This is a genomic window from Acinetobacter sp. ANC 3781 (assembly GCF_004331285.1).
GTDB lineage: Bacteria > Pseudomonadota > Gammaproteobacteria > Pseudomonadales > Moraxellaceae > Acinetobacter.
In genome coordinates this window covers 61,193-85,819 of the sequence record NZ_SJOH01000010.1, presented here as the reverse complement: position 1 = coordinate 85,819, position 24,627 = coordinate 61,193, and the positions used below count along the sequence as shown (strand labels likewise).

23 protein-coding genes are annotated in these 24,627 nt (G+C 43.1%); 15 read left to right on the top strand and 8 right to left on the bottom strand.

Going from position 1 to position 24,627, the window contains the following annotated elements; translation table 11 throughout:
- Nucleotides 1-81: 81 nt before the first annotated feature.
- Complete coding sequence (gene hcaR, locus E0H89_RS09050; RefSeq protein WP_131216311.1) at nucleotides 82-981, bottom strand: DNA-binding transcriptional regulator HcaR; 900 nt, start codon at nucleotides 979-981, stop codon at nucleotides 82-84.
- A gap of 281 nt (nucleotides 982-1,262) precedes the next feature.
- Here hcaR and hcaE point away from each other — a divergent pair, with 281 nt between their 5' ends.
- From hcaE to E0H89_RS09005, 9 genes are all read left to right on the top strand, one after another.
- Nucleotides 1,263-2,630, top strand: a complete 1,368-nt coding sequence (gene hcaE, locus E0H89_RS09045; RefSeq protein WP_131216310.1) for a 3-phenylpropionate/cinnamic acid dioxygenase subunit alpha — start codon at nucleotides 1,263-1,265, stop codon at nucleotides 2,628-2,630.
- Nucleotides 2,627-3,145, top strand: coding sequence for a 3-phenylpropionate/cinnamic acid dioxygenase subunit beta (gene hcaF / locus E0H89_RS09040; RefSeq protein ID WP_067722174.1), 519 nt, complete (start codon nucleotides 2,627-2,629; stop codon nucleotides 3,143-3,145). The genes hcaE and hcaF overlap by 4 nt, the downstream gene beginning before the upstream one ends.
- Nucleotides 3,145-3,471 (top strand): 3-phenylpropionate/cinnamic acid dioxygenase ferredoxin subunit, encoded by a 327-nt coding sequence (hcaC, locus tag E0H89_RS09035; protein WP_067722172.1) that lies wholly within the window; start codon nucleotides 3,145-3,147, stop codon nucleotides 3,469-3,471. Before hcaF ends, hcaC begins: the two co-directional genes overlap by 1 nt.
- A gap of 2 nt (nucleotides 3,472-3,473) precedes the next feature.
- Nucleotides 3,474-4,289 carry a 3-phenylpropionate-dihydrodiol/cinnamic acid-dihydrodiol dehydrogenase gene (gene hcaB / locus E0H89_RS09030; RefSeq protein WP_131216309.1) on the top strand — a complete coding sequence of 272 codons (816 nt, stop codon included), beginning with the start codon at nucleotides 3,474-3,476 and terminating at the stop codon, nucleotides 4,287-4,289.
- A gap of 86 nt (nucleotides 4,290-4,375) precedes the next feature.
- On the top strand, nucleotides 4,376-5,341 hold the full coding sequence (locus tag E0H89_RS09025) for a 3-carboxyethylcatechol 2,3-dioxygenase (RefSeq protein WP_131216308.1): 966 nt from the start codon (nucleotides 4,376-4,378) through the stop codon (nucleotides 5,339-5,341).
- Between the two features lie 4 nt (nucleotides 5,342-5,345).
- Nucleotides 5,346-6,572 carry a 3-phenylpropionate/cinnamic acid dioxygenase ferredoxin--NAD(+) reductase subunit gene (gene hcaD / locus E0H89_RS09020; RefSeq protein ID WP_131216307.1) on the top strand — a complete coding sequence of 409 codons (1,227 nt, stop codon included), beginning with the start codon at nucleotides 5,346-5,348 and terminating at the stop codon, nucleotides 6,570-6,572.
- Between the two features lie 320 nt (nucleotides 6,573-6,892).
- Complete coding sequence (locus E0H89_RS09015) at nucleotides 6,893-7,792, top strand: DMT family transporter (RefSeq protein WP_131216306.1); 900 nt, start codon at nucleotides 6,893-6,895, stop codon at nucleotides 7,790-7,792.
- A gap of 268 nt (nucleotides 7,793-8,060) precedes the next feature.
- The gene (locus tag E0H89_RS09010; protein WP_131216305.1) at nucleotides 8,061-8,999 is read left to right on the top strand and encodes a cation diffusion facilitator family transporter; all 939 of its coding nucleotides are present in this window, start codon (nucleotides 8,061-8,063) and stop codon (nucleotides 8,997-8,999) included.
- Nucleotides 9,000-9,075: 76 nt separating this feature from the next.
- Nucleotides 9,076-10,131 (top strand): MBL fold metallo-hydrolase, encoded by a 1,056-nt coding sequence (locus E0H89_RS09005; protein WP_131216304.1) that lies wholly within the window; start codon nucleotides 9,076-9,078, stop codon nucleotides 10,129-10,131.
- 6 nt (nucleotides 10,132-10,137) lie between these two features.
- Here E0H89_RS09005 and E0H89_RS09000 read toward each other — a convergent pair whose 3' ends face one another.
- Both E0H89_RS09000 and E0H89_RS08995 read right to left on the bottom strand, forming a co-directional pair.
- Complete coding sequence (locus E0H89_RS09000) at nucleotides 10,138-10,500, bottom strand: DoxX-like family protein (RefSeq protein ID WP_131216303.1); 363 nt, start codon at nucleotides 10,498-10,500, stop codon at nucleotides 10,138-10,140.
- A 28-nt stretch (nucleotides 10,501-10,528) separates the two neighbouring features.
- The gene (locus E0H89_RS08995) at nucleotides 10,529-10,972 is read right to left on the bottom strand and encodes a thiol-disulfide oxidoreductase DCC family protein (RefSeq protein WP_131216302.1); all 444 of its coding nucleotides are present in this window, start codon (nucleotides 10,970-10,972) and stop codon (nucleotides 10,529-10,531) included.
- 305 nt (nucleotides 10,973-11,277) lie between these two features.
- Here E0H89_RS08995 and katG point away from each other — a divergent pair, with 305 nt between their 5' ends.
- Complete coding sequence (gene katG / locus E0H89_RS08990) at nucleotides 11,278-13,470, top strand: catalase/peroxidase HPI (protein WP_131216301.1); 2,193 nt, start codon at nucleotides 11,278-11,280, stop codon at nucleotides 13,468-13,470.
- A 184-nt stretch (nucleotides 13,471-13,654) separates the two neighbouring features.
- Here the strand turns inward: katG and E0H89_RS08985 are convergent, their stop codons facing one another.
- Both E0H89_RS08985 and E0H89_RS08980 read right to left on the bottom strand, forming a co-directional pair.
- Nucleotides 13,655-14,455, bottom strand: a complete 801-nt coding sequence (locus tag E0H89_RS08985) for an SEL1-like repeat protein (RefSeq protein ID WP_131216300.1) — start codon at nucleotides 14,453-14,455, stop codon at nucleotides 13,655-13,657.
- A 261-nt stretch (nucleotides 14,456-14,716) separates the two neighbouring features.
- Nucleotides 14,717-15,352 carry a TetR/AcrR family transcriptional regulator gene (locus tag E0H89_RS08980; protein ID WP_131216299.1) on the bottom strand — a complete coding sequence of 212 codons (636 nt, stop codon included), beginning with the start codon at nucleotides 15,350-15,352 and terminating at the stop codon, nucleotides 14,717-14,719.
- Between the two features lie 94 nt (nucleotides 15,353-15,446).
- On the opposite strand from E0H89_RS08980, the gene E0H89_RS08975 reads away from it, so the two are divergent.
- From E0H89_RS08975 to E0H89_RS08965, 3 genes are all read left to right on the top strand, one after another.
- Nucleotides 15,447-17,102, top strand: a complete 1,656-nt coding sequence (locus tag E0H89_RS08975; RefSeq protein ID WP_131216298.1) for an acyl-CoA dehydrogenase family protein — start codon at nucleotides 15,447-15,449, stop codon at nucleotides 17,100-17,102.
- 318 nt (nucleotides 17,103-17,420) lie between these two features.
- On the top strand, nucleotides 17,421-17,801 hold the full coding sequence (locus tag E0H89_RS08970) for a YkvA family protein (RefSeq protein WP_131216297.1): 381 nt from the start codon (nucleotides 17,421-17,423) through the stop codon (nucleotides 17,799-17,801).
- Between the two features lie 163 nt (nucleotides 17,802-17,964).
- Entirely contained in the window at nucleotides 17,965-18,156 is a 192-nt protein-coding gene (locus E0H89_RS08965) for a DUF7230 family protein (RefSeq protein WP_131216296.1), read from the top strand.
- A gap of 7 nt (nucleotides 18,157-18,163) precedes the next feature.
- Here the strand turns inward: E0H89_RS08965 and ptsP are convergent, their stop codons facing one another.
- Together ptsP and E0H89_RS08955 are read right to left on the bottom strand one after the other, a co-directional pair.
- A complete protein-coding gene (gene ptsP / locus E0H89_RS08960) occupies nucleotides 18,164-20,461 on the bottom strand; it encodes a phosphoenolpyruvate--protein phosphotransferase (RefSeq protein ID WP_131216295.1) in 2,298 nt (765 codons plus the stop codon).
- Nucleotides 20,462-20,548: 87 nt separating this feature from the next.
- The gene (locus E0H89_RS08955; RefSeq protein ID WP_131216294.1) at nucleotides 20,549-21,025 is read right to left on the bottom strand and encodes an RNA pyrophosphohydrolase; all 477 of its coding nucleotides are present in this window, start codon (nucleotides 21,023-21,025) and stop codon (nucleotides 20,549-20,551) included.
- Between the two features lie 182 nt (nucleotides 21,026-21,207).
- Between E0H89_RS08955 and E0H89_RS08950 the strand changes: the two genes are divergently transcribed.
- Nucleotides 21,208-21,858, top strand: coding sequence for an HAD family hydrolase (locus E0H89_RS08950; RefSeq protein ID WP_131216293.1), 651 nt, complete (start codon nucleotides 21,208-21,210; stop codon nucleotides 21,856-21,858).
- A 177-nt stretch (nucleotides 21,859-22,035) separates the two neighbouring features.
- Nucleotides 22,036-22,281 carry a DUF2789 domain-containing protein gene (locus E0H89_RS08945; protein ID WP_131216292.1) on the top strand — a complete coding sequence of 82 codons (246 nt, stop codon included), beginning with the start codon at nucleotides 22,036-22,038 and terminating at the stop codon, nucleotides 22,279-22,281.
- A 44-nt stretch (nucleotides 22,282-22,325) separates the two neighbouring features.
- Here E0H89_RS08945 and ovoA read toward each other — a convergent pair whose 3' ends face one another.
- Complete coding sequence (gene ovoA / locus E0H89_RS08940; protein ID WP_131216291.1) at nucleotides 22,326-24,512, bottom strand: 5-histidylcysteine sulfoxide synthase; 2,187 nt, start codon at nucleotides 24,510-24,512, stop codon at nucleotides 22,326-22,328.
- Between the last annotated feature and the right edge of the window lie 115 nt (nucleotides 24,513-24,627).

The window sequence follows — 24,627 nt, the reverse complement described above, 5'->3', positions numbered from 1 at the left end:
CAAAAAGGTGCATAAAAAGCCACCACTATTTATCAGGAAAATAATGGGGCCGAATTGAGAGAACATTTTGGTAAACATTAATCAATCACGATTGATATTCAGATAAAAAACCCGAGTCAGTAATTCAATAAATTTCTTCACAACCATAGAACTGCTGTTTTTATGGTAACTGACATACAAGTCGAGGTAAGGAAGCTCAACGTCTAAAGGACGAATGACGGTATTGTTCATGGTCAAGGGTGCTACATAGCCCGGTAAAATCGTACAACCTAAACCCATACCAATCGAGTTGATATTGAACAAAATATTGTCGGCTTTCTGCACAATATTGAATTCAATGGCATTAGATTTGGCAAAATCCAGAATGGCATTATGTAATGTCAGGGACTGTTCAGCAGCAGGAATAATAAAATCTATTCCATTCAATGCCTTAACCGGGATACGTTCATACTTCGCCAAAGGATGATTTTCGGGCAAAATAAAAATCAGCGGTTCGCGTAAAACAAATAAACTTTCGATGTCTTCACTATTCGAATTATGCCGGGTAAACGTGACATCCAGTTCACCTTTTTTCAACAGTTTCATTTGCTCATTGTTATTGAGGCTGAGCAATTCGATTTTTACATCAGGGTTTTGCACACGTAAATTTGGCAAGACATAAGGGAAAATCTTCATTTCCGCGACCGGAACGAAGCCAATACGCAGCATTTGCTGTTTCGCTTGCGAGACTTGACGTGCCATGGCAATGGCTTTGTCTGCTTGAGCCAGTGTTAAGCGTGCCTGTTCAAGAAATACAGCCCCTTCTTCCGTGAGTTCAACTTTTCGTTTGGTGCGATACAGCAGTTGTACGCCTACATCTTCTTCAAGGTCTTTAATTTGCTGACTTAAAGAAGGTTGGGCAGTATAAAGCTTTAACGCCGCTTTACTAAAGTTCAGTTCTTCTGCAACGGTGATAAAATATCGAAGGTGTCGTAATTCCATATAAGCAGTCCCATGAGTAATCCAAAAAATGTCTTACTATAATTTTGGGAGAGTATAATCTATAAACAACTATGCCGTGAAGATGATTCTTCCATTTAGAAAATAAATGGTCTTGCTTTTTTCATGACGAAATTAATATAGAAAATAACACTGCTAATAATCCATAAAATATCTTAATTGAAACAAAAAAAATATTTCACTAAAAGTCGCTATAAAACCATTATCCACTAAAAGTTGAGTCTATTTACTTTGTGACTGAGTCCGTCACAGGAGAGCTTCTCATGAGTGGAAAAATTGATGTGCGCGAAATCGATGCTTTGGTCGATGCACAAAATGGTCGTATCTCGCCATCGATCTATACAGATCCAGATTTATATGAATTAGAGCTTGAACGCGTTTTTGGCCGTACTTGGTTGTTCCTTTGTCATGAAAGCCAAATTCCTAAATCGGGCGACTTCTTCAATACCTATATGGGTGAAGATCCGATTATTGTGACACGTCAAAAAGACGGCTCAATCAAAGCATTCTTAAATCAATGCCGTCACCGTTCTATGCGTGTGAGCTTCGCAGACTGTGGTAATACGCGTGCATTTACTTGCCCATACCACGGCTGGTCTTACGGTATTGATGGTTCATTGAAAGATATTCCATTAGAAGAACGTGCTTTCCCGCAAGGCGCATGCAAAGAGAAATGGGGTCTGGTTGAAGTGAATCGGGTTGAGTCTTATAAAGGCCTGATCTTCGGCTGCTGGGATGAAACCACACCAGATTTAATCGAATACATGGGTGATATCGCATGGTATCTGGATGGTGTATTAGACCGTCGTCCAGGTGGTACTGAAATCATTGGTGGCGTGCACAAATGGGAAATTGAATGTAACTGGAAATTTGCAGCTGAACAGTTTGCATCTGACCAGTATCACGCACTGTTCTCTCACGCCTCTGCCATTCAAGTATTGGGTGCAAAACCAGATGATGAATCATCGAAAAAATTAGGCGCAGCGCAAACGGCTCGTCCAGTTTGGGAAACCGCGAAAGACGCGATCCAGTATGGCGCGCGCGGTCATGGTTCAGGTTTCTTCTTTACTGAAAAACCAGACGCTAACGTTTGGGTAGACGGTGAAGTTGCCAACTACTTCCGTGAAACTTTCGAGGAAGTAAAAGAACGTCTGGGTGAAACGCGTGCACTTCGTCTTGCGGGTCATAACAACATGTTCCCGACCATGTCCTGGTTAAACGGTACTGCAACACTTCGTGTTTGGCATCCACGTGGTCCAAATAAAACTGAAGTGTGGGCATTCTGTATTGCCGATGCTGAAGCGTCGCAAGAAGTGAAAGAAGCATTCGAACGTTCTGCAACCCGTGCCTTCGGTCCTGCCGGTTTCTTAGAGCAAGATGACTCTGAGAACTGGATTGAGATTCAAAAAGTATTACGTGGTTATAAAGCACGTAATAACAAACTGATTATGGAAATGGGCTTGGGTAACGAGAAAAAACGTGAAGATGGTATCCCAGGGATTACCAACTACATTTTCTCTGAAACTGCTGCACGTGGCTTATACCGCCGTTGGGCAGACCTGTTGATCCATGAAAAATGGGAAGACGTAGAGAAAGCCGCTGACGAATACGAGAAGGAGCTAATGAAATGAGTCAGATCAGTTTAGAACTTCATCATCAAATCAGTCAGTTTCTGTATCGTGAAGGCAAAGCACTGGACGACTGGAAATTCCGCGATTGGCTAGACATGTTGGCAGAAGATATTTCTTATACGCTGCGTACCACGCCAAACGCTCAAACCCGTGACCGTCGCCGTTCAGTTGAACCACCGACAACTTGGGTATTTAACGACACCAAAGATTTGCTTGAACGCCGTGTTGCGCGTCTTGAAACCGGTATGGCTTGGGCTGAAGAGCCTCCATCACGTACCACTCACATGGTGAGCAACGTGATTGTAGAGCCGACTGAAGTGGAAGGCGAATACGACGTGTACGTAACTTATTTGTTATACCGTACCCAAAAAGAGAAAGACGTAACGATTTACTGTGGTAAGCGTCACGACAAAATCCGTAAAGTTGAAAGTGATTTGGGCTTCCAGATCTTCAACCGTAAAATTACGTTAGATCAAGTGACCTATAACTCACATAACCTGAGTGTATTCTTCTAATGAATAAGATTTTTGTTTGCCAAGTTGACGAATTAGACGAAGGCGAAGCGCTAAAAGTAGATTGCGGCGTGAATGGTATTGAAGCGCTTGCAGTGTTCAACAATGGCGGAGAATTCTTCGCCATGAATGACCGTTGTTCACATGGTAATGCGTCTATGTCTGAAGGTTATCTTGAAGATGATGGTACGGTTGAATGCCCACTGCATTCAGCACGTTTCTGCTTGAAAACGGGTGAAGCTTTATGTCTACCTGCAACTGATCCAATCAAAACTTTCCCAGTGATTGTTGAAGATGGTCAATTGTTTGTAGAGATGGCAGGAGAATAATCATGGGTTGGCTACAAGGCGAAGTTGCACTTATTACGGGTGGTGGTTCAGGTTTAGGCTGGGCTTTGGTTGAGCGGTTCTTGGAAGAGGGTGCACAAGTTGCGGTTCTTCAACGTTCAAAAACTAAAGTGGATGCATTGAACGAACACTTCGGTGGTAAAGTTCTTGCGATTGAAGGTGATGTAGCCAACTATGCAGATAATGTCCGTGCGGTAAATGCAACCGTTGAGCGTTTTGGCAAGCTGGATTGCTTTGTTGGTAATGCCGGCATTTGGGATCATTATGCTGATATCGTCAATACTTCAGGTGAGCAGCTGGAAAAAGCCTTTGATGAAATCATGGGCATTAACACCAAGTCACTCATTTTGGGTGCCAAAGCTGCGCTGGATGAATTGGTCAAATCTGAAGGTTCAATCATCTTCACCCTGTCTAATTCTGCGTTGTATTCAGCGGGTGGTGGTCCAGTTTATACCGCATCTAAACATGCGGGCGTGGGTATCATGAAAGAATTGGCCTATGAACTTGCACCGAAAGTGCGAGTCAACGCAGTTGCACCATCAGGCATGAACGTCAATATCAAAGGTGCGGCATCACTGGGTCAAGAAAACCTAGGTCTGCTGGATGCACGTGATCCCGAGAAAATTGCCCGTGGCATGCCGTTGAATTTTTTACCAGAACCTGAAGATATGACCGGTTCGTATGTGTTGCTGGCGTCTCGTGCCAATAACCGTACGCTGACTGGTGTTTTAATTAATGCTGACTGTGGTCTGGGAATTCGTGGTTTACGTCAGCCACGTGCAGGTTTTTTTGAAGACTAAGTCTAAAGTCTTCATCAAACCTTATTCTGAAAAACTCAGAATCACACTCTGGCAGCCATTTGGCTGCCTTCGTTTAGGAGCGACTCATGTCCGTTAAACTGATTTGTGCGTCACATAGTCCACTTATGGAATTTGCTGCACCTCAAAATGCAGAACAAGAAAAAAATGTTCGTGCTGCGTTTGAAAAAATGGCGGCTGAAGTCAAAGCCTTTGATCCAACTTTAATTATTACTTTTGGACCTGACCATTTCAACGGTTTCTTTTACGACTTGATGCCAAGTTTCTGCGTGGGCATTCGTGCTACAGCCGCAGGCGACTGGAATTATGGTGCAGAGAACAACAAGATTAATGTGCCGGAAGATACTGCGCTTGCTCTCGTGCGCCGCGTATTGGATGAAGGTGTGGATGTTACCTATTCTTACCGCATGCAGGCTGACCATGGCGTGACTCAGCCTTTGCATTTCCTGTGCGATGGTCAGCTTGATCGTTATCCAACCATTCCGGTGTTTATTAATGGTGCAGCAGCACCGATGCCAACCACCAAGCGTACCGTGGCTTTAGGTCGTGCGATTGGGCAGTTCATCAAATCTTTAAATCTTGAAAATGAACGGGTTCTTATTTTAGGTACGGGTGGTCTTTCGCATGATCCACCGACACCGCAAATGGGTTCTGTGCCACCTGAAGTGGAAGAATTCCTGATTTGTGGCCGTAATCCTAGTCCTGAAGCACGTGAAGTACGTCAGTCAAAAATTATTGCAGTCGGTCAAAAGCTGGCAGCAGGAGATACTTCTGTTGCCGTACCTTTAAATGCTGAATGGGATATCGCATTGCTTGAAACCTTCAAGAATGCCGATTTCGCAGCGATTGAAGCCATGACTGAAGCAGACATTCGCCGTGAAGGTGGTCGTGGTGGTCAGGAAGTTCGTTCATGGATTGCAGCATTTGCAGCCTTGTCTGAATTGGGCGAATACGAAATGACCACGCAAGTTTATGAAGCAATCAGTGAATGGATTGCAGGCTTCGGCATTGTATCTGCAGAATTGAAAGGGTAAGCACATGAGTAACATCGAAACCATCGTTATTGTTGGAGCTGGCCAAGCCGGTGCGAGCGCCATTTTAGAACTTCGCGGTAACAAATACGAAGGCAAAATCATTCTTGTAGGTGATGAAATCCATCTTCCTTATGAACGTCCGCCTTTATCTAAAGATGTGATCTTGAAACCGGAAGACACCAAAATTGAAATTCTGTCAGAACAAAAACTGGCAGATTTGAATGTTGAAGTGATTCGTGGCAATGGCGTGGTGAAAATCAACGCGGAAGCGCACAGCATTGAACTTAAAAATGGTGAAGTTGTTGATTATGACAAGTTGCTTCTTGCAACCGGTGGTGCAGCGCGTCGTTTACCAAATTTCGATACTCTGGGTAAACACGTTTATACCTTGCGTAACCTTGAAGATTCACAAGCCTTAGTTCCGGTACTTCAAGCCGGCCGTCGTCTTATCCTGATCGGTGGCGGTGTGATTGGTTTAGAGCTGGCATCATCTGCACGCTTCAAAGATTGTATCGTTACCGTGATTGAAATGGGTCCAATGGTAATGGGTCGCTGTTCACCACGGATTCTGAGCGAATTCCTGCTTGAACAATACCGTGCTAAAGGTGTGGATGTTCGTCTTTCAACATCTATCGCGGCTTGCCGACTGGATGGTGAAGAAGTTATTGTGACTCTTGAAGGTGGCGAAGAACTTCGTGCTGATGCGGTGGTTTACGGCATTGGGATCGTACCCAATGCTCAGCTTGCAGTAGATGCTGGTCTGGATGTGGATGTTGCAATTAAAGTCAACGAGAACTGCCAGACTTCCAATGCTGATATTTATGCAGCGGGTGACGTAGCCACTCAAATTCGTGATTGTGGTCATCACCGCCGTGTGGAAACCTGGGAAAATGCCAACCTTCAAGCAGGTATTTTCGCGCGTCACGTAATGGGTGTTGAACATCCGAAAGCCAGTCCAGCCTGGTTCTGGACGGATCAACTGGACATCAATTTCCAGTTCGTGGGTGATATGGCAGCAGAGCAATGGCTGGTCCGCGGTGAAATGGATGCAGCCAAAGGTGCAGACAATTCATTCGTGATGTACGGTGTGACGGATGGTCAAATCGTTGCCGGTATTACCGTCAATGCGGCGAAAGAAATGCGTCATTTGAAAAAAATGATCAGCAAAAATACTGCTTTTGAAGCTGAAAAACATTTAGATTTGGCACAAGATTTACGCAAAATTGCTTAAATTTTATTGAGATATCTTTGGACAGACCTATGTTTTCATAGGTCTGTTTTTTTATGGTTGTTATATCATTGAGGCCATAGCCTCAAATTAGATTATCAATTGAAATGTCTTTGCACAGGCATTTGTTAATTTTCAAAGATGAGCCAAATATGGCGCAAGGTAACAAGAATCTTTTGCTGATCTAGAGAAGTGTACCTCGCAAGATGTCCATATACCCGAAACGATCGGGCGACACCCATGCCGTCAGTCACGATACTCTCTACAGATCTGAATAACAGATTTCAGGTTTACTATTTACAACAATCAGATTTGAGAATGATATGAAATCTTCATTGCCGGTCACGGCAAGTATTTACGCTTTACTGGTCCTGATCTGGGCAGCAACGCCTTTGGCGATTGTTTGGAGTGTGGCCGAGATTCACCCGATGTGGGTGCTGATCATTCGTTACTTCGGCGCATCCATCATTGCGCTTTTTCTATTGAAGCTAATGCGTGATCCCTTGCCATTTGACCAGACTTCAATGAAAAGCTATCTGGCAGGGAGCTTAAATTTAATTGGTGCGCAGCTGTTTATTTACTTGGCCGCAAATTATTTAACTTCAGGATTAATGGCATTGATTTTCGGTTTCTCACCGTTAATTGCCGGTCTGATTGGGCATGTGATTCTAAAAACCCACAAATTGATCTGGCTACAGTGGTTGGGGATGGCGATTGCCGTCGCTGGTTTAAGTTTTGTTTTTGCCGATTCCGCCGATAGTAAAATTAACCCGATTGGTGTGGTATTGATGCTGATCAGTATCGTGTCTTATATCAGTTCGATCTTCTGGGTCAAACAGCTTAATGCGCCTTTAAGTCCAATGTCACAAGCCACAGGTTCACTGATTATTTCAGCGCTAGGCTCGTTGTGCTTATTGCCCTTTATCTGGCAGCACATGCCGACTCAAATGCCGGGTATGCACACCATGATTGGTTTTGTCTTTACCATGATCATGTCATCCATTGTGGCAATGCTGTGTTACTTCTGGCTGATTCGCCGTTTGGCGGCTTCAACTGTATCGCTGAGTAACGTGATGACGCCCCTCATTGCTCTGGTATTGGGAGCAACCTTAAATCACGAGCATATCAGCCCAAATGCTTTTGTCGGTATTGCAGTGGTGATGTTCGGGATTGTGATGTATTTCTGGAAAGAATGGCGCGAGCAGTATTTTTCTAAAATTTGAATTCATCTCAGGAAGTATAAAACGAAGTTTAAGCCGCCTTTTTGTCATTGATTTGAGATGCAAAATCGAAAACGGATTCGTTTCAATTTTCGTTTCGGGCGGTTATGTAGTTTAAAGTTACTGGCAATTTCTAAAATCAGTGAGTGCTCTAAGGCATACAACAACAAAACGTAAAGAATTTATCCGTGTAGTTTGGTTAATATGAACTTGGATAAACAGAAAAATCAAATCAATCTATTTGAGAACAATAAATTTAGGACCAATTTGCATGTCTGATTCGAATAAAGTCGTGGTCTATGCTGCCTTATTGGGCAATCTGGCAATTGCTTTGGTCAAGTTTGTCGCGGCCTATATTACCAATAGTTCGGCCATGCTGAGTGAAGCCATTCACTCGGTCGTCGATACCCTGAATGAAATTTTATTGCTCTATGGCATGAAAAAATCGCAACAACCGGCCAATGTCAGGCATCCCTTTGGTTATGGACGTGAACTGTATTTCTGGGCGTTTATTGTTGCCTTGATGGTATTTGCTTTAGGTGCAGTTGTGTCAATCTATCAGGGGATTCAGCATGTGCGCCATCCCGAAGAAATGCTGAATCCTACCTTAAATTATATTGTTTTAACGATTGCGATTGTATGTGAAGGGATATCCTGGTTTGTGGCTTTAAAAGCCTTTCGGAAGATTAAAGGCCAGCAAGGTTATTTTGAAGCTTTTCGCCGTAGTAAAGATCCGACCACCTTTACCGTTCTGTTTGAAGATACCGCCGCGTTATGTGGTCTGTTTATTGCCTTGATCGGAATTTATCTGGCCCATGCCTTAAATATCCCGGAGTTAGATGGTGTAGCATCAATCTTAATTGGTGTTGTATTGGCCATCTCTGCTATTTTACTGGCGCGGGAAACCAAGGGTCTCTTATTGGGGGAATCCGCAGATCCACAATTGCGCAATAATATCTTGATGATTGCGCAGGAAGACCACGCTGTACTTTCTGCCAATGGCGTACTGACTGAACAGATGGGGGCCCATCAAGTTCTGGCATCTTTAAGTCTTGAGTTTGAAGACAACTTGAGTTCTGATGACATCGAAGCCTGCGTCAACAGAATTGAAGCGAAAATCAAACAGATTCATCCTGAAATTGTGGCATTGTTTATTAAACCACAAACTAAAAAGGTGTGGTTGGAACGTATGAAAGGACGTTTGGAATAAAAACGTGATATATATGGCGTAATATTCAAAATATCGGATTTTGAATGTTTAAGTCACACTAAGAAATTGAATGTACATGAAGCAAATGCCTGAGCAATTACACTTTCGACTCCCGACTAAAGAATGTTGGTCACATACCTGGCGTCAGCCTTCATTTCAATTTATGCATTCGAATCATTATGATGGTGAAAGATTCTTCAATGCACTACCACGTCCAGAAGGGCATGGCCGTGCAGATTTGTTTAAATGGCTGTTAACCCGTAAGTCATCGACCTGGAATGTGGATATTGATAAAGAATATGCAGAATTCCATGCGACTAAACGGGCACTTCCTCAAGATCGTCCAGAGGCCAGCATGGATGATTGGCAAGTGTGGTTTGTGGGACATGCCACCGTACTGTTACAGATTGGTCCGTATAACTTGCTCACCGATCCGGTATGGTGTGAACATGTCAGTCCGAAGCAGGGTAAAGGTCCAAAGCGGGTCATTCCTGCGGGAATTGCTTTAGAAGAATTACCGACCATTCATGCGGTGCTGCTCAGTCATAATCATTATGATCATATGGATTTAGCCAGTCTGGAATGGTTGCATGATAAATTTGCCATGCCGATTTATACCGGATTGGGCAATTCATGGTATTTACCGAAAAATTTTCATGTGCTGGAAATGGAATGGTGGCAATCGTCTTTATTGCATGATTTAAAAATTATCTATACCCCGGCGCAGCATTTTTCAGGTCGAGGCTTACGCGATCACAACCGGGCGCTTTGGGGCGGTTTTTCAGTGTTTGCTGGAAAGGATCATTGTTTCTTTGCCGGCGATACCGGTTATTCACCGCATTTTAAGGAAATTCAAAACCGTTTGGGGGCACCGCGTATTTCATTGTTACCAATAGGTGCCTATGAGCCACGTGAGCTGATGAGCTATATGCATATGAATCCGCAGGAAGCTTTTCAGGCGCATCAGGATTTACATTCAAAATGTTCGCTGGCGATTCATTATCGAACCTTTCAACTGACTGATGAAAGTCGTGAACAACCGGAAATCGATTTAAAAGTGGCAATGAAGAACAGCTCAAAGCTGATGAATCCTTTTGTCTGTATTCGTGAAGGACGGCGTTTGGTGGTCTGATTTTGTTTAAGCTTGCTGTTGGTTAAGCTTGAAAAGTTGAATGGCAAGCATTGAAAGGGTGATCATGGCAATATTCATCACCACGGGATTAAATGCAGTGGTGAGTTGTAAAGGATCTGTGAGCATAATCAGCAGTAATAAACCACTCAAGCCCAGAATATTAAGCTGATGGATGAAGACCGTTTTTTGCCAAAGCAGAAAAGTACAGCCAAACATAATCTCGATCAGGCCTGATAGGGCAACACAGATTCTTGCCAACTCTTGTTCGAAGCCCATGGTCTGCCAAATGGCGATTTCCGCAGCAGACTGAAACAGTATTTTGGGTATCCACCCCTGATAAATCCAAAGTACAGCAAGCGTGATCTGAATAAGTTACAGTGATCTTTCTAATTGAAGCTTATGATTCACGAATGGAATGTTCCAAAAAATGCTGCTTGTTTTCAGCAGACGGAATCAGGCAATCATGGGTTTGACCAAAGAGCCTATAACGGTTGAGTGCGACACGCCGGTAGAGAAAATCCCGGATTGGGCGAGGAATGAGATAGCCTGCATTCATTAGCGAGAAAGGTAGCCCTAAATGCTGCATGACTTTGAGTAAAGCTGTCGATTCGGTATAGAGCTGTCCATTCAGGATCACTACCATGGTGGTATAGTGCGTGGTGGACATGCCGTAATATTGCAGAATCTGTTCACCCAACGCAGATTGGGCGGAAGCCAGTTTGAATTTCGAGTTTTGATCATGCGTGATCAAAAAATTTGCCCAGCCATTACAGATCACACAGACGGCATCAAATAAGATAATGTCATGTTTTTGAATCATTGCGGCAATGTGATGTTTCATGACTTGATTTATTCTTGCTTGTTATAACGCCACTATAGCAAATTATTCTTGATAAGAAATATTGTCAAAAAATCAGATCATGCTTCTTTTTTCATGCAGTGAACATGTTGTTTTAAATTTTTATTTCATTATTTAAAAATATATTAATCCTATTTTTAAGCTGATCTTGAATAGGCTTTTTCGATCGTTCCCATTCATATAACTTGCTTTATATTGTCATAGAAAACAGCTATTTTGATTATGAATTAAATTTTTTAAACGGTTCCTCACAATAATCATTTGAACGTATTTTTGGGAGTTCAAACATGTCACAAGATCAACAAACTTCAGGTTGCCCATTTCGTAAAGCCGGCGGCCATACAAGTTCCAGCGGAACTCAGAACTCAGACTGGTGGCCGAATGCACTTAATCTCAATATTCTTTCCCAGCATGATAAAAAAACCAATCCGATGGATCCTGACTTTGATTATGCCAAGGCATTTAATTCCCTGGATTTAGAAGCAGTCAAACAAGACCTACGTGAACTCATCAACAGCAGCCAAGACTGGTGGCCATCAGACTACGGCAGCTATATTGGCATGTTCGTACGTACCGCATGGCACTTGGCGGGTTCTTACCGTAAGCAGGACGGTCGCGGTGGTGCCAATACCGGTAACCAGCGTTTTGCACCATTGAACAGCTGGCCAGATAATGTCAACACCGATAAAGGCCGTCGTCTACTTTGGCCTGTTAAACGTAAATATGGTAATAAAATTTCATGGGGTGATTTGATTGTCCTTGCAGGTACAGTTGCCTATGCAGAAGCGGGTCTGAAAACCTTCGGTTTCGGCGGAGGACGTCAAGATGTCTGGCATCCTGAAAAAGACATTTACTGGGGTGAGGAGCGTGAATGGCTAGCACCGACTGAAAACCGTTATGACAATGACCAAGACCGTAAATCACTGGAAAATCCACTTGCTGCAGTGCAAATGGGCCTGATCTATGTGAACCCTGAAGGTGTGGATGGTGTGCAGGATCCGCTGCGTACTGCACAGGATATGCGTGTGACATTCGACCGTATGGGCATGAATGACGAGGAAACTGTTGCATTGACTGCGGGTGGTCACACCATTGGTAAAGCGCACGGTAACGGTAAAGCTGAATTGCTGGGTAAAGACGTTGAAGGTGCAGATGTTGAATTCCAGGGTCTAGGCTGGCATAACCCTGAAGGTACCGGTAATGGTGCCAATACTATGGTCAGTGGTCTGGAAGGTGCCTGGACTACCCATCCAACCCAATGGGACAACGAATTCTTTTATTTATTGTTCACCTACGAGTGGGAAAAAACCATCAGCCCGGCAGGCGCGAAACAGTGGGAACCGATCAACATCAAAGAGGAAGACAAACCTGTTGATGCACACAACCCGAATATTCGCCGTAACCTGATGATGACAGATGCCGATATGGCACTGAAAATTGACCCTGAATATCGTAAAATTTCAGAGCGCTTCTATCAAGATCCTGCGTACTTCTCGGAAGTGTTTGCGCGTGCATGGTACAAGTTGACTCACCGTGACATGGGGCCAAAATCGCGTTACCTCGGTGCGGATGTGCCCGTTGAGGATTTAATCTGGCAAGATCCGATTCCATCTGTGAACTACGTTTTGTCCGAAGCAGAAATTGATGAACTTAAAGCGAAACTGTTAAACAGCGGTTTAACGTCTGCCGAGTTGATCAATACCGCATGGGACAGCGCGCGTACTTTCCGTGGTTCAGATTACCGCGGTGGTGCAAACGGTGCGCGTATCCGCTTGGCGCCGCAAAAAGACTGGGTAGGTAATGAACCTGAACGTCTGGTTAAGGTGCTGGCGAAATTTGGAGAAATTCAGGCAGGTCTTGAGAAGAAAGTCAGCATTGCCGACTTGATTGTACTTGGTGGTACAGCTGCGGTGGAAAAGGCGGCTCAGGCTGCGGGTGTGGACATCAAGGTTCCATTTACACCAGGCAGGGGGGATGCAACGGAAGAACAAACCGATGCATATTCATTTGAAGATTTCGAGCCTAAAGCAGACGGTTTCCGTAACTGGTTGAAAGACGATTATGTGGTACAGCCTGAGGAAATGCTGTTAGACCGCGCTCAGTTATTGGGCTTAACTGCACCTGAAATGACGGTACTTGTTGGCGGTATGCGTGTGCTTGGTACTAACTACGATGGCGCGAAAGAAGGTGTGTTCACAGACCGGGAAGGCGTATTAAGCAATGACTTCTTTGTGAACTTGACCGACATGAAGTACAACTGGAAACCAGTGGGCAAGAACCGCTACCAGATTGTAGACCGTGCAACCGGTGTACCGAAATGGACTGCAACACGTGTGGACCTAGTGTTTGGTTCCAACTCGATTCTTCGTTCATATGCAGAAGTCTATGCACAAGATGATAATAAAGAAAAATTCGTGAAAGACTTTGTTGCCGCTTGGACCAAAGTAATGAATGCAGACCGTTTTGATGTGAAGAAATAATTTGCATTGAGAAGTAAAAAACCGCTCGAAAAGGCGGTTTTTTTAATGAAACGTTAAAATTTCATGCAAAACCTGAATTTTTAGCCCCTCAGGCTTTTTTACAGATTTCAAGGGATTGATATCATTTAACTTATATTGCATTTCGTATAAGGTGTATTATGGTAATTTCAAAAATACTTAATAATCATTGAAGTCTAACAAGCATTAACTTAGCTTCAGTATGTCCATTATTTGATGCTTTTTTTAGCCAATTCAGTGCTTGTCCTCGATTCTTTAGTAATCCATTATCACCATTTAAATATTTCTTCCCAATATTGAATTGTGCCATTGCATTACCATTATTAGCCGCCTTTAAATACCATTTATTTGATAGTGCTGTACTTTGTGCTATTCCATGACCATTTGCATACATTGATCCAAGATCATATTGCGCACCTGCATGTTCTTGAGCTGCTGCCTTACTAAACCATTCAAAGGCTTTGGTATAATTTTGACTTACACCCTGCCCATAGACATACATTAAACCAAGGTTATGTTGTGCAGATGCAAGCCCTTGAAGTGCTGCCTTGCTATACCACTCAAAAGCTTTGGCATAACTTTTGGTTACGCCCTGACCATTGTCATACATCCTACCAAGATTATATTGCGCAAATGCCTCTCCTTGAACCGCTGCCTTGCTATACCATTCAAAAGCTTTGACATCACTTTTAGTTACGCCCTGACCTTTTTCATACCTTACCCCAAGGTTATGTTGTGAAAGTGCATATCCTTGATTGGCTGCTTTGCTATACCATTCAAAAGCTTTGACATCATTTTTAGCTATACCCTCACCATAAGCATACATCATCCCAAGATCATGTTGTGCACCTGCATGCCCTTGCTGAGCTATTTTTTGAAGCTGTTGAAAATTATCTGTATTAGCAAATGTAGGATTCATAAATAGAGATAAAGTGAGTGGTAATAATATTTTTTTAGTGAATTTCATTATCAAATATCTATTTTATTAAAGTGAGAAAATTGTAGTGTAGCTTTGAATCTTTATTAAATAACATTACTAAATTAATTAAATCTCTACCCATTTAACATAAGGTTGCTTAAACGAAACACGGTTGCAATAATAATTTAATATCAATTGGTTATATTAAAATAGAAAACCTGAAAAACAGTAAAAGGCCAATTCTGAAACAAGTTGGTTTTTTATGAGCTAATTTTGTATGTGTTTCCCATTCCAAACGGATCTTTAACTTCAAAAAAGGAGATTTTTATTAAAAATCAAGTTGTTTAAATTATGAAAAATATCCCTTTCCAGTATTTTCCACTGGCCAAATTCAGGCTCCACTAGCAACGTCTGTGACACAAAGCCATAACAGATCCGTTGCACATTTAAACTCATCCGTTTGAGTTGCTCAGTATCCTGAATAAATGGCGCAAGAATGCTTTGCCACATCTGTAGCATCATTTCATAACTCTTGCGATAACTCTCAATATTGGAAATCTGCCGTTCCAGCAAAAACGTCTGCGCCCATAAGAACTGCTGAGCCTGAATCTGCTCAAGCTGATAATGAATCACTAGCTTTAAATAATTATCTAGAACCAGATTTGGGGATAACTTGATCAGACTGTGTGCATAAGTTTTTAAGTCCTCGGCATTGTTTTTCACATGTCTGTAAATGGTCAGCGCAATCAAATCTTCCTTTTTGGAAAAATACTCATAAAACGTGCCTAAACCCACGCCTGCAAGATCAGTGACTTCTCGAATGGGAATTTTATTCGCCGAACGTTCATGCAAAAGCCGAACAAAACTGTCCTGCAAGGCTTCCTGAGTCAGCTTGGCTCTGGACTGGCGTGGCTTGCGCCGTACTTGAATCTCGGGATTTTTCATAAAAATTTTGATCCAGTAAAGCCGAACATCCTGTGGCTATTTTTTCTTTATACTGGAATGAAAAGCCTAGAACAACAAGCAGGAAGTATACACAATGAATTCATGGATGACCCATCAGATCAGCAACCAGTTTGACGAACTGCAAGACTACAATCTGTTTGAAACCGATCAGGTCTTGCAGGAAATCCTGTTCCGTTATGGCAGTCAGGATCAGACAAGATTATCTGAGATGGGCAAAGTCGTAGGCTCGTCTGAATATTATCAATATGCCGATTTAGCCAATAGACACACGCCCATTTTGCATGCCTTCGATGCTCGCGGCCGCCGTAAAGACTGCATTGAGTTTCATCCTGCTTGGCACAAATGGATGGAACTAAATCGCAAGTTCGATAGCCATGCTTATCCATTTATTCATACAAAATTGTCTTCCAAATGGGTGGAATGGGCAGCGCGTTTTTACTTAAGCGGGCAGGTGGAATGCGGCAGTTTGTGCCCCACATCGATGACGTTGGGCAGCATTGCATTAATTCAGCGTGAACCTGAACTGTGGGCCAAGGTTGGCGAGAAACTGCTATCTACTGAATATGATGAACGTGACTTGCCGATTGCCCAGAAAAAATCGATCTGGTTGGGTATGGGCATGACCGAAAAGCAGGGCGGCTCAGACGTACGTGCCAATGAAACTTTTGCCATGCCTGTGGCTGAGTCAGGTCGTGGCAAGGCTTACTTGCTGACTGGGCATAAATGGTTTTTCTCGGCTCCGATGTGTGATGCGCATCTGGTGGTGGCAAAAACCGAGCAGGATGGCTTGGCCTGTTTCTTTGTCCCGCGTTGGCTAGAGGATGGCAGTAAGAACAATATTCATGTGCAACGCTTAAAAGAAAAAGTCGGCAACCGCAGCAACTCCAGTTCGGAAGTTGAATTCAAAGATGCTTGGGGCATCATGATGGGGGAAGCAGGACGTGGCATTCCCACCATTATTGAAATGGCGAATTACACCCGCCTGACCTGTTCAGTTGGCAGTACGGCGATGCTGCGCCAAGCATTGGTACAATGCGTCGCCTATACCCGCCAACGTAAAGCCTTTGGCAAGCATTTGGCCGAACAGCCTTTAATGCGTGCTGTACTGGCAGATTTAGCCTTGGAAACTGAAGCAGCATTGCACTTAAGTTTTCATCTGGCAAATTGTTATGAATCTGATGATGCTCTGTCTCTGGCGTGGAAAAGAATCATGACACCTGCCTCCAAGTTCTGGATTTGCAAGCGGGCAGTCGAGTTAACTGGTGAAATGATGGAAGTCTTTGGCGGTAATGGCTATGTCGACAACGGCATTATGGCGCGTATTTTTAAAGAAGCACCGGTGAATACCATTTGGGAAGGTTCGGGCAATGTGATGTGCCTCGATGTACTGCGTGCGATTGGGCGTGAACCTGAATCTATTGAACTACTCTTTAAAGATCTGGCATCCATTGCCACGCAAGATGAAAGGCTGAATCATGAATTACAGGCTTTGTTCAAATTATTTCATCAATCCGCAGAGGACTTGCAGTTTATGGGGCGTAGTCTGGTCAGTCGTTTGGTAATTTTAGCTCAAGCAGTCTTGTTAAAACGCTATTCGCCTGATTATGTGGCAAATGCTTTTATTCAAAGCCGTTATAGTCAGTTTTATGGCCGCGTGGTGGGTATGCTGGAAGCGAAGCAGGTGGAGGTAGATCGCTTGTTGGAGCGGGCCTTAGCTCATGTTAACTGATATTTTCAGGATAAAAGCAGTTTCTGCTTTCAGGATAAGAAATACATTTCGCAAGAGAGGGCGAATTAAATTATTAAATGTTAAAACCTCTCCCTTGCGCATTTAAAATATATTTTGAGAGTGCTCATCTGCTAACAGAAGGGAGAATTTTCATTTTGAATGGAAGATACAATTATAAATTAATCAGATGTCTTCTATTTTTTCTCAATTCTACTTGGCTAACGCTTCCACAAACATAAGGTTGAAACTGGAAAATTTATATTTATTTAAGAAAACTTATTTAATATGGTCTAGAAAGTTTTGATGATCGCGACCTGTATGTATCACCAAATTAAACAGTGGGCCAAAACACTTAAAAAAGATATTGTGGTCGTCTGGCTGGTGGCTAAAGGTGAGCGAACACCTGTCTGGATCAAAATATTGGCACTGATTACTGCGGCATATGCGCTATCGCCCATTGATTTAATTCCTGATTTTATTCCAGTGCTGGGATATCTGGATGATATTATTATTGTGCCCTTGGGGCTGTTATTGGTGATTAAGCTTACACCAAAAGAAATTATAGACGGTTGTAGAATGCGTGCTTCGCTATTGGCGGAACGGCCTGTCAATCGCTGGGTGGAAGGCGTGATCATTTTAATTTGGCTGCTTTTTCTGGGCTATTTAGCCCTGTATTTTATCAATAGACAGGCATTGTAATAAGGGGTTTATATAAAGACTGAAGATGTAAGATTAAGTTGTTGAAATAAATACTTTTTATATAGAATTGATTTCACCAGAAAAACCGCTTGAATTCTGTACAAAAAAGCGTAATATCACTTTGCTATCCACTGCGGATGGTGAATGAAAACAGGTGAGTAAAATGGCAAAGAAAAAAGCTCTGCCAGAGGTTGTGATTCACAACTTTGTGGCAAAACACATGCATGAGGTCAACAAAAGCCAAGTGTTTGTAGATCGAAAGAAAAATGCAAAACGTGGCTACGACAAGCACAAAAAAGGGAGATACTCAAATGACTATCTCCCTTTTTCTTTCCCGGTAGTTGCTATTCTATAAAGCTGTTTTAAGCGCCGACAATGCGTGTTGCAGATTTCACCATATCCGCCAGACCATGGGTCTTAAAGTAATACTCCATCCAGCTTTTTACGATCAATGGGTTATCCATTTTCAAGACATGTTCCAGTTGTTGCAGTGCCTCGGTCATCGGAACATGACAAATCGCTTTACGTACCCGCAGAATATTACTCGAACTCATCGACAGGGTATTGAAGCCCATCGCCATCAATAACACGGCAGCCAATGGATCACCGGCCATCTCGCCACAAATGCTGACCGGTTTATCGTACTTATGACACTCTTTAACCAAACGTGTTAAAGCACGTAAGACTGCAGGGTGGAAATGTGAATAGACGTTAGCAACACGTGGATTATTACGGTCAACCGCCAGTAAATATTGGGTTAAGTCATTTGAACCCACCGAGAAGAAATCGACTAATTCTGAAAATTCTTCAATTTGTAAAAGTACGCTGGGTACTTCGACCATAATGCCTATTTTCGGCTTGGTGATTTTAACCTGCTCTTCTTCCTGAACCGCTGTCCAGTCGCGCTCTAGCAAATATAAAGCTTCTTCAACTTCGCTGACGCTGGTCACCATCGGCAACAAAATGTGCAGGTTGTTTAAGCCGATACTGGCCTTAAGCATGGCACGAATTTGCGATGAGAAAATTTCCGGATGATCCAGTGTAAAGCGAATACCACGCCAGCCAAGTGCCGAATTCTCTTCTTCAATGGAGAAATAAGGCAGATCCTTATCTGCACCGATATCTAAAGTCCGCATCACCACCGGTTTATTGGCAAAGTGACTCAGCTGCTGACGGTAAATGGCGCGCTGTTCTTCTTCACCGGGAAAGCGGTCACGTAGCATAAATGGAATTTCAGAGCGATATAAACCGACTCCTTTGGCCCCACGTTGCACACCCCGAACCACATCAATCATTAGACCGGTATTGACGAAGAGTTTAACCGAAACGCCATCAGGGGTAATGGCATCTTTGGTTTCATATTGCTTTAAATCTTTGGCAATTTGCTCTTCTTCTTTTTGAATTTCTTTATAGCGGGTACGCAAGCGCCGCGGCGGGTTGATAAAGACCCGGCCTTGATGTGCATCGACAATCATCTCGACATCATCAAGTGTGTTAACCGGCAGTTCAGTTACACCCACTACGGTTGGAATGCCAAGTGCACGCGCTACAATCACCATGTGCGAATTCATCGCACCTTCAGTGGTAACAATGGCGGCAATTTTATCTACCGGCAATTCAACCAGCGCCGCAGTGGAAATTTCCTCACCAATCAGAATGCTTTCATCCGTTAATTCCCGATGACTGGCATCAGCTTCTTGCAAGAACGCTAAAATGCGCCGTCCAAGATCTTTAAGATCTGAAACACGTTCGCGCAAATAGTCATCTTCCATTTGAGAAAACAGGGCAATATGGGTATCAATCACGATACGAACCGCGCCTTGTGCCCAATTACCATCTCGAATTTCAGCCTTAATTTCGGCAGGCAGGGCATTTTCATCCAGCATACGCAAGAACACACTAAATAGTGCGCGTTCTTCTGCCATCAATGCATCTTGCATTTTGTCATCAAGCGATTGAATTTCCTGACGCACTGAACTGATGGCATGATCAAGCAATTGCAGCTCTTCGCTAATGTCATCGGCTTCACGATCAGGAACAGATGCTAAATCGGCAGGGGGATACAGGATGACTGCACGCCCTAGGGCAATGCCACCTGAACCCGATACACCTTGGAAGGTTTTATAAGCCGGCAAGCTGTTGGGTTTGCGAAAGACATCAATATTTCCGACCGCATGTGCATGAGCAATCACTCCAGAAAGCTGTGCACATAAGGTCACCAGAAAAGATTCTGCTGCTTCACTAAAGTCTTGAGATTCTTTATTTTGAACGACCAGTACACCCATCACCTTACGACGGTACATCACTGGAACGCCAAGAAAAGAGTTATAAATCTCTTCACCTGTTTCCGGCAGATATAAAAAGCGTTCATGTTTGGGTGCATTGTCTAAATTGACGATTTCTTCACGTTGCCCGACCAGACCGACCAAGCCTTCACCGGTATGCAGTGAAACGTGTCCTACAGCTTCTGCTTTTAAACCTTTAGAGGCCATCAGCAAGTAGCGCTGGTTACGTTCGTCCAGCAAATAAATAGAGCAGACATCAACGTGCATGGCATTTGCCACCTGATTGACCATAATGTCGAGCGATTCATGCAAACTGGTGGACGCATTGATTTCTTGTACAATACGTCTTAAGGTGTCCAGTTGCATATTCGACATAAAATCTGCTCCAAAAAAGTCTAAATTCGTTTTATTTATAACAATATGCTACTAAAAAATCTGCATTTTCATACGATTTTTTTATGCTTATATAGACGGTAACTGGTTACACAGTTCCACCATCGCTTTTCGGTATACATCGCGTTTAAAATTCACGACCTGTCCTAATGGATACCAGTAACTTACCCATTGCCATTGGTCAAATTCGGGTGGATCAGACAAATCCAGCTGAATGTTTTTTACGGATGCTGTGAGTTTGAGTAAAAACCACTTTTGTTTTTGGCCAATACACACGGGGTCTGAATCCGAGCGTATATACCGTTGTGGCAAACGATAACGCAGCCAGCCTTTTGTCTGCGCTATAACTTGAACATGTTCGGGCAATAAACCAATTTCTTCTCTCAGCTCTCGATAAAGTGCCTGTTCAGGGGTTTCTCCATACTGGATACCTCCTTGTGGAAATTGCCAAGCATTGTGTCCAATGCGTTTTGCCCATAAAACTTGTCCAACGTCGTTTGCCAAAATGATCCCGACATTCGGTCGGAAACCTTCTGAGTCGATCATTTGGCTACCTAAATCTTCTATAATGTATGGCTTTTTCTCCGGGGATTGTTATTTCTATATCCATCTCGAAAAAAAGCACAGCTTAAATGTTAAAAATTGCTATGATCTTAACGAATTTCTATCGACTAGCGGAGATAGATTTACAATTTTTTTCTTAAATTGCAGTTTTTACGAGTATTTTCATGAAATTGGCTTTATTTGACCTCGACCATACCCTCCTAAATACCGATTCAGATTATTCATGGGGTGAGTTTTTAGTTAACGAAGGTTTAGTCGATCCAATCCGACATCGTCGAATGAATGACAAGTTTTATGAAGACTATAAAGCAGGTCAACTTGACCCGATTGCCTATAACGAATTTGTATTTGAATTTTTAACCCAGCATGAAAATGAGTATTTGACTGAATTACATGAATTATTCATGAAAAAAGTGATTCGTCCACAAATGCGTCCAGCAGGTTTTGCTGCCATTCAAAAACATCGCGATGCCGGACATGAGCTGGTCGGCATTACTGCAACTTCTGATTTTATTACTGCACCGATTTTTCATGAGTTTGGCATTACTGAAATTATTGCTACCAATGCAGAAGTCATTGACGGGAAATATACCGGTAAAGTCATCAATACTGCCTGTTACCAAAAAGGTAAATTGATCCGTTTAGAACAGTGGCTTTCAGGACGCAATGTGGAAGAATCTTGGGCGTATTCGGACTCCATCAATGACCGTTTTTTGCTGGAACATGCCGACCATGCGATTGCGGTTAACCCAGATGACCGTTTAGCGGTTTTAGCCAAACAACAAAACTGGGAAATTCAGGACTGGTCTATTTAGTAAAATTTTAAATCTTTTTTAAATAAATGCTTAAGACCTGACTGATTGAAAGATGAGTCAGGTTTTTTTTTAAAACCTGCCGCCAGGTTATACATTTTTAAATCATCCAGGATGCTTTTAAAGTTTTTGAATGATGCTATGCTGATGCGATTAATTAATAATCAGTGGAGGGGGAGAATGATTACTGTAACACCAAGAATGACCAATCTTTTTGAGCAACTTGGACTCGAATCAAGTGATGAAGCCATTGCGCAGTTCATTGCCACACATCAACTCAGCGCTCATATTAAAATTAGCGAAGCGAGTTATTGGACAGAATCCCAACGCCAGTTTTTATCGGAAAAAATTAAGTCAGATGGTTCTTGGGCCATTATTGTCGATCAGCTGAACGAATCACTGCATGAAGACTCAGTTATGAAGTAAAGATCAAAGCCAATCAAATGATTGGCTTTTTAAGCTTGAAAGGATTATTTTACCCGTTTCCATAGCGTTACTTGCGATAAAGTATGTTGATATTTACGTGCGGTTTCACGAATGACAAAGGCAACCTCCTGAGGGTCAGCCAGCATTTCAAAATGCTCTTGTAACAGCTCAGTAATCCCATCTAGCGTGTTCAAGTTTTCCCCGTCTTTTTTAAAGCCACCCAGCCATTCACTATGTGCTGTATGTTCCTCTAACCAAGTATAAGGTGAGCTCAGCATTAAAATTCCGCCCAGAGTTAATCGGGTGTGAATCTCGGCTAAAAAATCTTTTGGATGATGCAGGCGATCAATCAGATTCGCTGCAAGAATAAAATCATAGCCGCTAAAATGCGCTTTCAAGTTGCAGGCATCGGCTTGAAAAAAATCTACACGATTGGCATAGGCATCCAACCCCAGTTCTTTTAAGTTGCAGGCTTTATAGTCGAGCAGTTCGCCTTCGACTGGAAGGGTATAACGTAACGTTTCACCTTGCGCCAACTGTACCGCTTGCTGAATAAAGCGCGCGGAAAAATCCAGTCCGTTGACCTGATCAAAATAGCGTGCCAGTTCAAAGCTGGCACGCCCCGTAGCGCAGCCGATATCCAAGGCTTTATGGGTTGCAAGATGCTTGAAATGAGGTTGGGCAAGCTCAACCAGGCTTTTGGCAAAATTGGGAACATTAAAATATTCGGCACCGTACTGAAATTCTAAATACTGAGAAATCAGCTGGTCAGTTTCATACTGGGAGTGGAACTGTTTCAATTCTTGTGCTGTAGAAACATAGCGGAACCCAGCATGCTGGAAGAAATGCCGCCGAAAGGCATAACGTGCACTATGCAAAGCCTCATTGCCGGCAGAAATCCAGGAGCCGCCTTTGATCAAATTATGTCGTTCATCAAAAGTGGGTGTACTGAAGTCATCATAAATGGCATGCACCTGAAAACCTTCAAAGGCATAAATCGGGGTTTCAGTCCATTGCCAGACATTGCCCTGAATATCGAAAAAATCCCCTTGTTGAAAATAGTCGACCGGATAGGGCTGTGCCCCATATTTCAGTTCAATATTGGCATGGTCAGGACTGGGCAGCTCAGCTTCTAAACCGGCAACATCATATAAACGGTACCATTCATCTTCGGTAGGCAAGCGAATACTTTGACCGGTTTGCTGTGCCTTCCAGTTGCAAAAAGCTTTGGCCTCATGGTAGTTGACTTCTACTGGCCAATCCCAGGGCATTGGAATTTCTTCCAGCATAATTCGGAGTGACCAGCCTGAAGCAGTTTTAAGCCAAAAACTGGGATGTTTGACTTGGGTAAACTGTAACCAGGCCAGTCCTTCTTCGGTCCAGTAGTTGTCAGTTGAATAGCCATTATCTTCAACAAAACTTAAGAACTCCTGATTGGACACCAGATATTGCGAGGCTGCAAAACGGGGTACTTCAGCTTGGTGCTGGCCATATTCATTGTCCCAGCCATAAAAGCAGCTGTCTAAACGCTTGTTCAAGCTAACTTGCCCTTCGGGAACGGCAATTAGGGTGTTTTCTGGCGCAATACCTGTGATGATATTGGCACGCCATTGGGGATGATTTTGCACATGCTCCAGCTGCTGCTGACGAATCAGTACTGATGAGGTTTCAAGATGAATCCGTTCATGTTCAATACTCATGATGATGGACCACCATGGATTCTGCCAGTTGATGGGCAAGCTCAACGGCGCATGTTCAATCACATTTAGCACCTCTGAACGAACCCGATGCCGATAAGTACAAACCTGTTCTAGGCTTGGCCACTCATAATGGGCATCATTCAAGTCATCCCAACTCATTTCATCGACACCCACCGCAAAAATACTTTCTAGCTGCGGATTTACACGTTCACTCATCAGTTTGCTTAACAGCAGCTTGTTGATAAAAAAAGTTGCTGTATGACCAAAATAGAAAATCAGTGGATGTCGTAAATTAATGGGTCTAAGGGAATAAGCTTCCTGATCTTTCAGGCATTCAAACAACAGCTCATAGGTATCAAAAGTATTCAGGAAATATTCACGCAATGTACGTCGTGCAGTCGCTTCGTCTGGAAAATTTAAATTCGGGGTAGGCAGTAGGGAGACATGGGCAGTTTGCCAGAGACCGGGCTTGCGCTGTGAGCTTAAAGCTAGGTTTTTCTTGGAGGTTACAGATAATGAATCCATCAACATATGGCCATACTCCGTTGAGTTCTTTTTTTAGATTTGAAACTACATTCTTGATGTGCTCTGTCTAAAAGTACTCGAAAGCAAGCTGTCTGTTCTCAGGATTTAGGTAACAAAATGC

What these genes read in the sequence shown, in the direction of transcription:
- hcaR (WP_131216311.1), bottom strand. Translation starts at nt 981, where the DNA reads ATGGAATTACGACACCTTCGATATTTTATCACCGTTGCAGAAGAACTG.
- hcaE (WP_131216310.1), top strand. Translation starts at nt 1,263, where the DNA reads ATGAGTGGAAAAATTGATGTGCGCGAAATCGATGCTTTGGTCGATGCA.
- hcaF (WP_067722174.1), top strand. Translation starts at nt 2,627, where the DNA reads ATGAGTCAGATCAGTTTAGAACTTCATCATCAAATCAGTCAGTTTCTG.
- hcaC (WP_067722172.1), top strand. Translation starts at nt 3,145, where the DNA reads ATGAATAAGATTTTTGTTTGCCAAGTTGACGAATTAGACGAAGGCGAA.
- hcaB (WP_131216309.1), top strand. Translation starts at nt 3,474, where the DNA reads ATGGGTTGGCTACAAGGCGAAGTTGCACTTATTACGGGTGGTGGTTCA.
- E0H89_RS09025 (WP_131216308.1), top strand. Translation starts at nt 4,376, where the DNA reads ATGTCCGTTAAACTGATTTGTGCGTCACATAGTCCACTTATGGAATTT.
- hcaD (WP_131216307.1), top strand. Translation starts at nt 5,346, where the DNA reads ATGAGTAACATCGAAACCATCGTTATTGTTGGAGCTGGCCAAGCCGGT.
- E0H89_RS09015 (WP_131216306.1), top strand. Translation starts at nt 6,893, where the DNA reads ATGAAATCTTCATTGCCGGTCACGGCAAGTATTTACGCTTTACTGGTC.
- E0H89_RS09010 (WP_131216305.1), top strand. Translation starts at nt 8,061, where the DNA reads ATGTCTGATTCGAATAAAGTCGTGGTCTATGCTGCCTTATTGGGCAAT.
- E0H89_RS09005 (WP_131216304.1), top strand. Translation starts at nt 9,076, where the DNA reads ATGAAGCAAATGCCTGAGCAATTACACTTTCGACTCCCGACTAAAGAA.
- E0H89_RS08995 (WP_131216302.1), bottom strand. Translation starts at nt 10,972, where the DNA reads ATGAAACATCACATTGCCGCAATGATTCAAAAACATGACATTATCTTA.
- katG (WP_131216301.1), top strand. Translation starts at nt 11,278, where the DNA reads ATGTCACAAGATCAACAAACTTCAGGTTGCCCATTTCGTAAAGCCGGC.
- E0H89_RS08985 (WP_131216300.1), bottom strand. Translation starts at nt 14,455, where the DNA reads ATGAAATTCACTAAAAAAATATTATTACCACTCACTTTATCTCTATTT.
- E0H89_RS08980 (WP_131216299.1), bottom strand. Translation starts at nt 15,352, where the DNA reads ATGAAAAATCCCGAGATTCAAGTACGGCGCAAGCCACGCCAGTCCAGA.
- E0H89_RS08975 (WP_131216298.1), top strand. Translation starts at nt 15,447, where the DNA reads ATGAATTCATGGATGACCCATCAGATCAGCAACCAGTTTGACGAACTG.
- E0H89_RS08970 (WP_131216297.1), top strand. Translation starts at nt 17,421, where the DNA reads ATGTATCACCAAATTAAACAGTGGGCCAAAACACTTAAAAAAGATATT.
- E0H89_RS08965 (WP_131216296.1), top strand. Translation starts at nt 17,965, where the DNA reads ATGGCAAAGAAAAAAGCTCTGCCAGAGGTTGTGATTCACAACTTTGTG.
- ptsP (WP_131216295.1), bottom strand. Translation starts at nt 20,461, where the DNA reads ATGTCGAATATGCAACTGGACACCTTAAGACGTATTGTACAAGAAATC.
- E0H89_RS08955 (WP_131216294.1), bottom strand. Translation starts at nt 21,025, where the DNA reads ATGATCGACTCAGAAGGTTTCCGACCGAATGTCGGGATCATTTTGGCA.
- E0H89_RS08950 (WP_131216293.1), top strand. Translation starts at nt 21,208, where the DNA reads ATGAAATTGGCTTTATTTGACCTCGACCATACCCTCCTAAATACCGAT.
- E0H89_RS08945 (WP_131216292.1), top strand. Translation starts at nt 22,036, where the DNA reads ATGATTACTGTAACACCAAGAATGACCAATCTTTTTGAGCAACTTGGA.
- ovoA (WP_131216291.1), bottom strand. Translation starts at nt 24,512, where the DNA reads ATGTTGATGGATTCATTATCTGTAACCTCCAAGAAAAACCTAGCTTTA.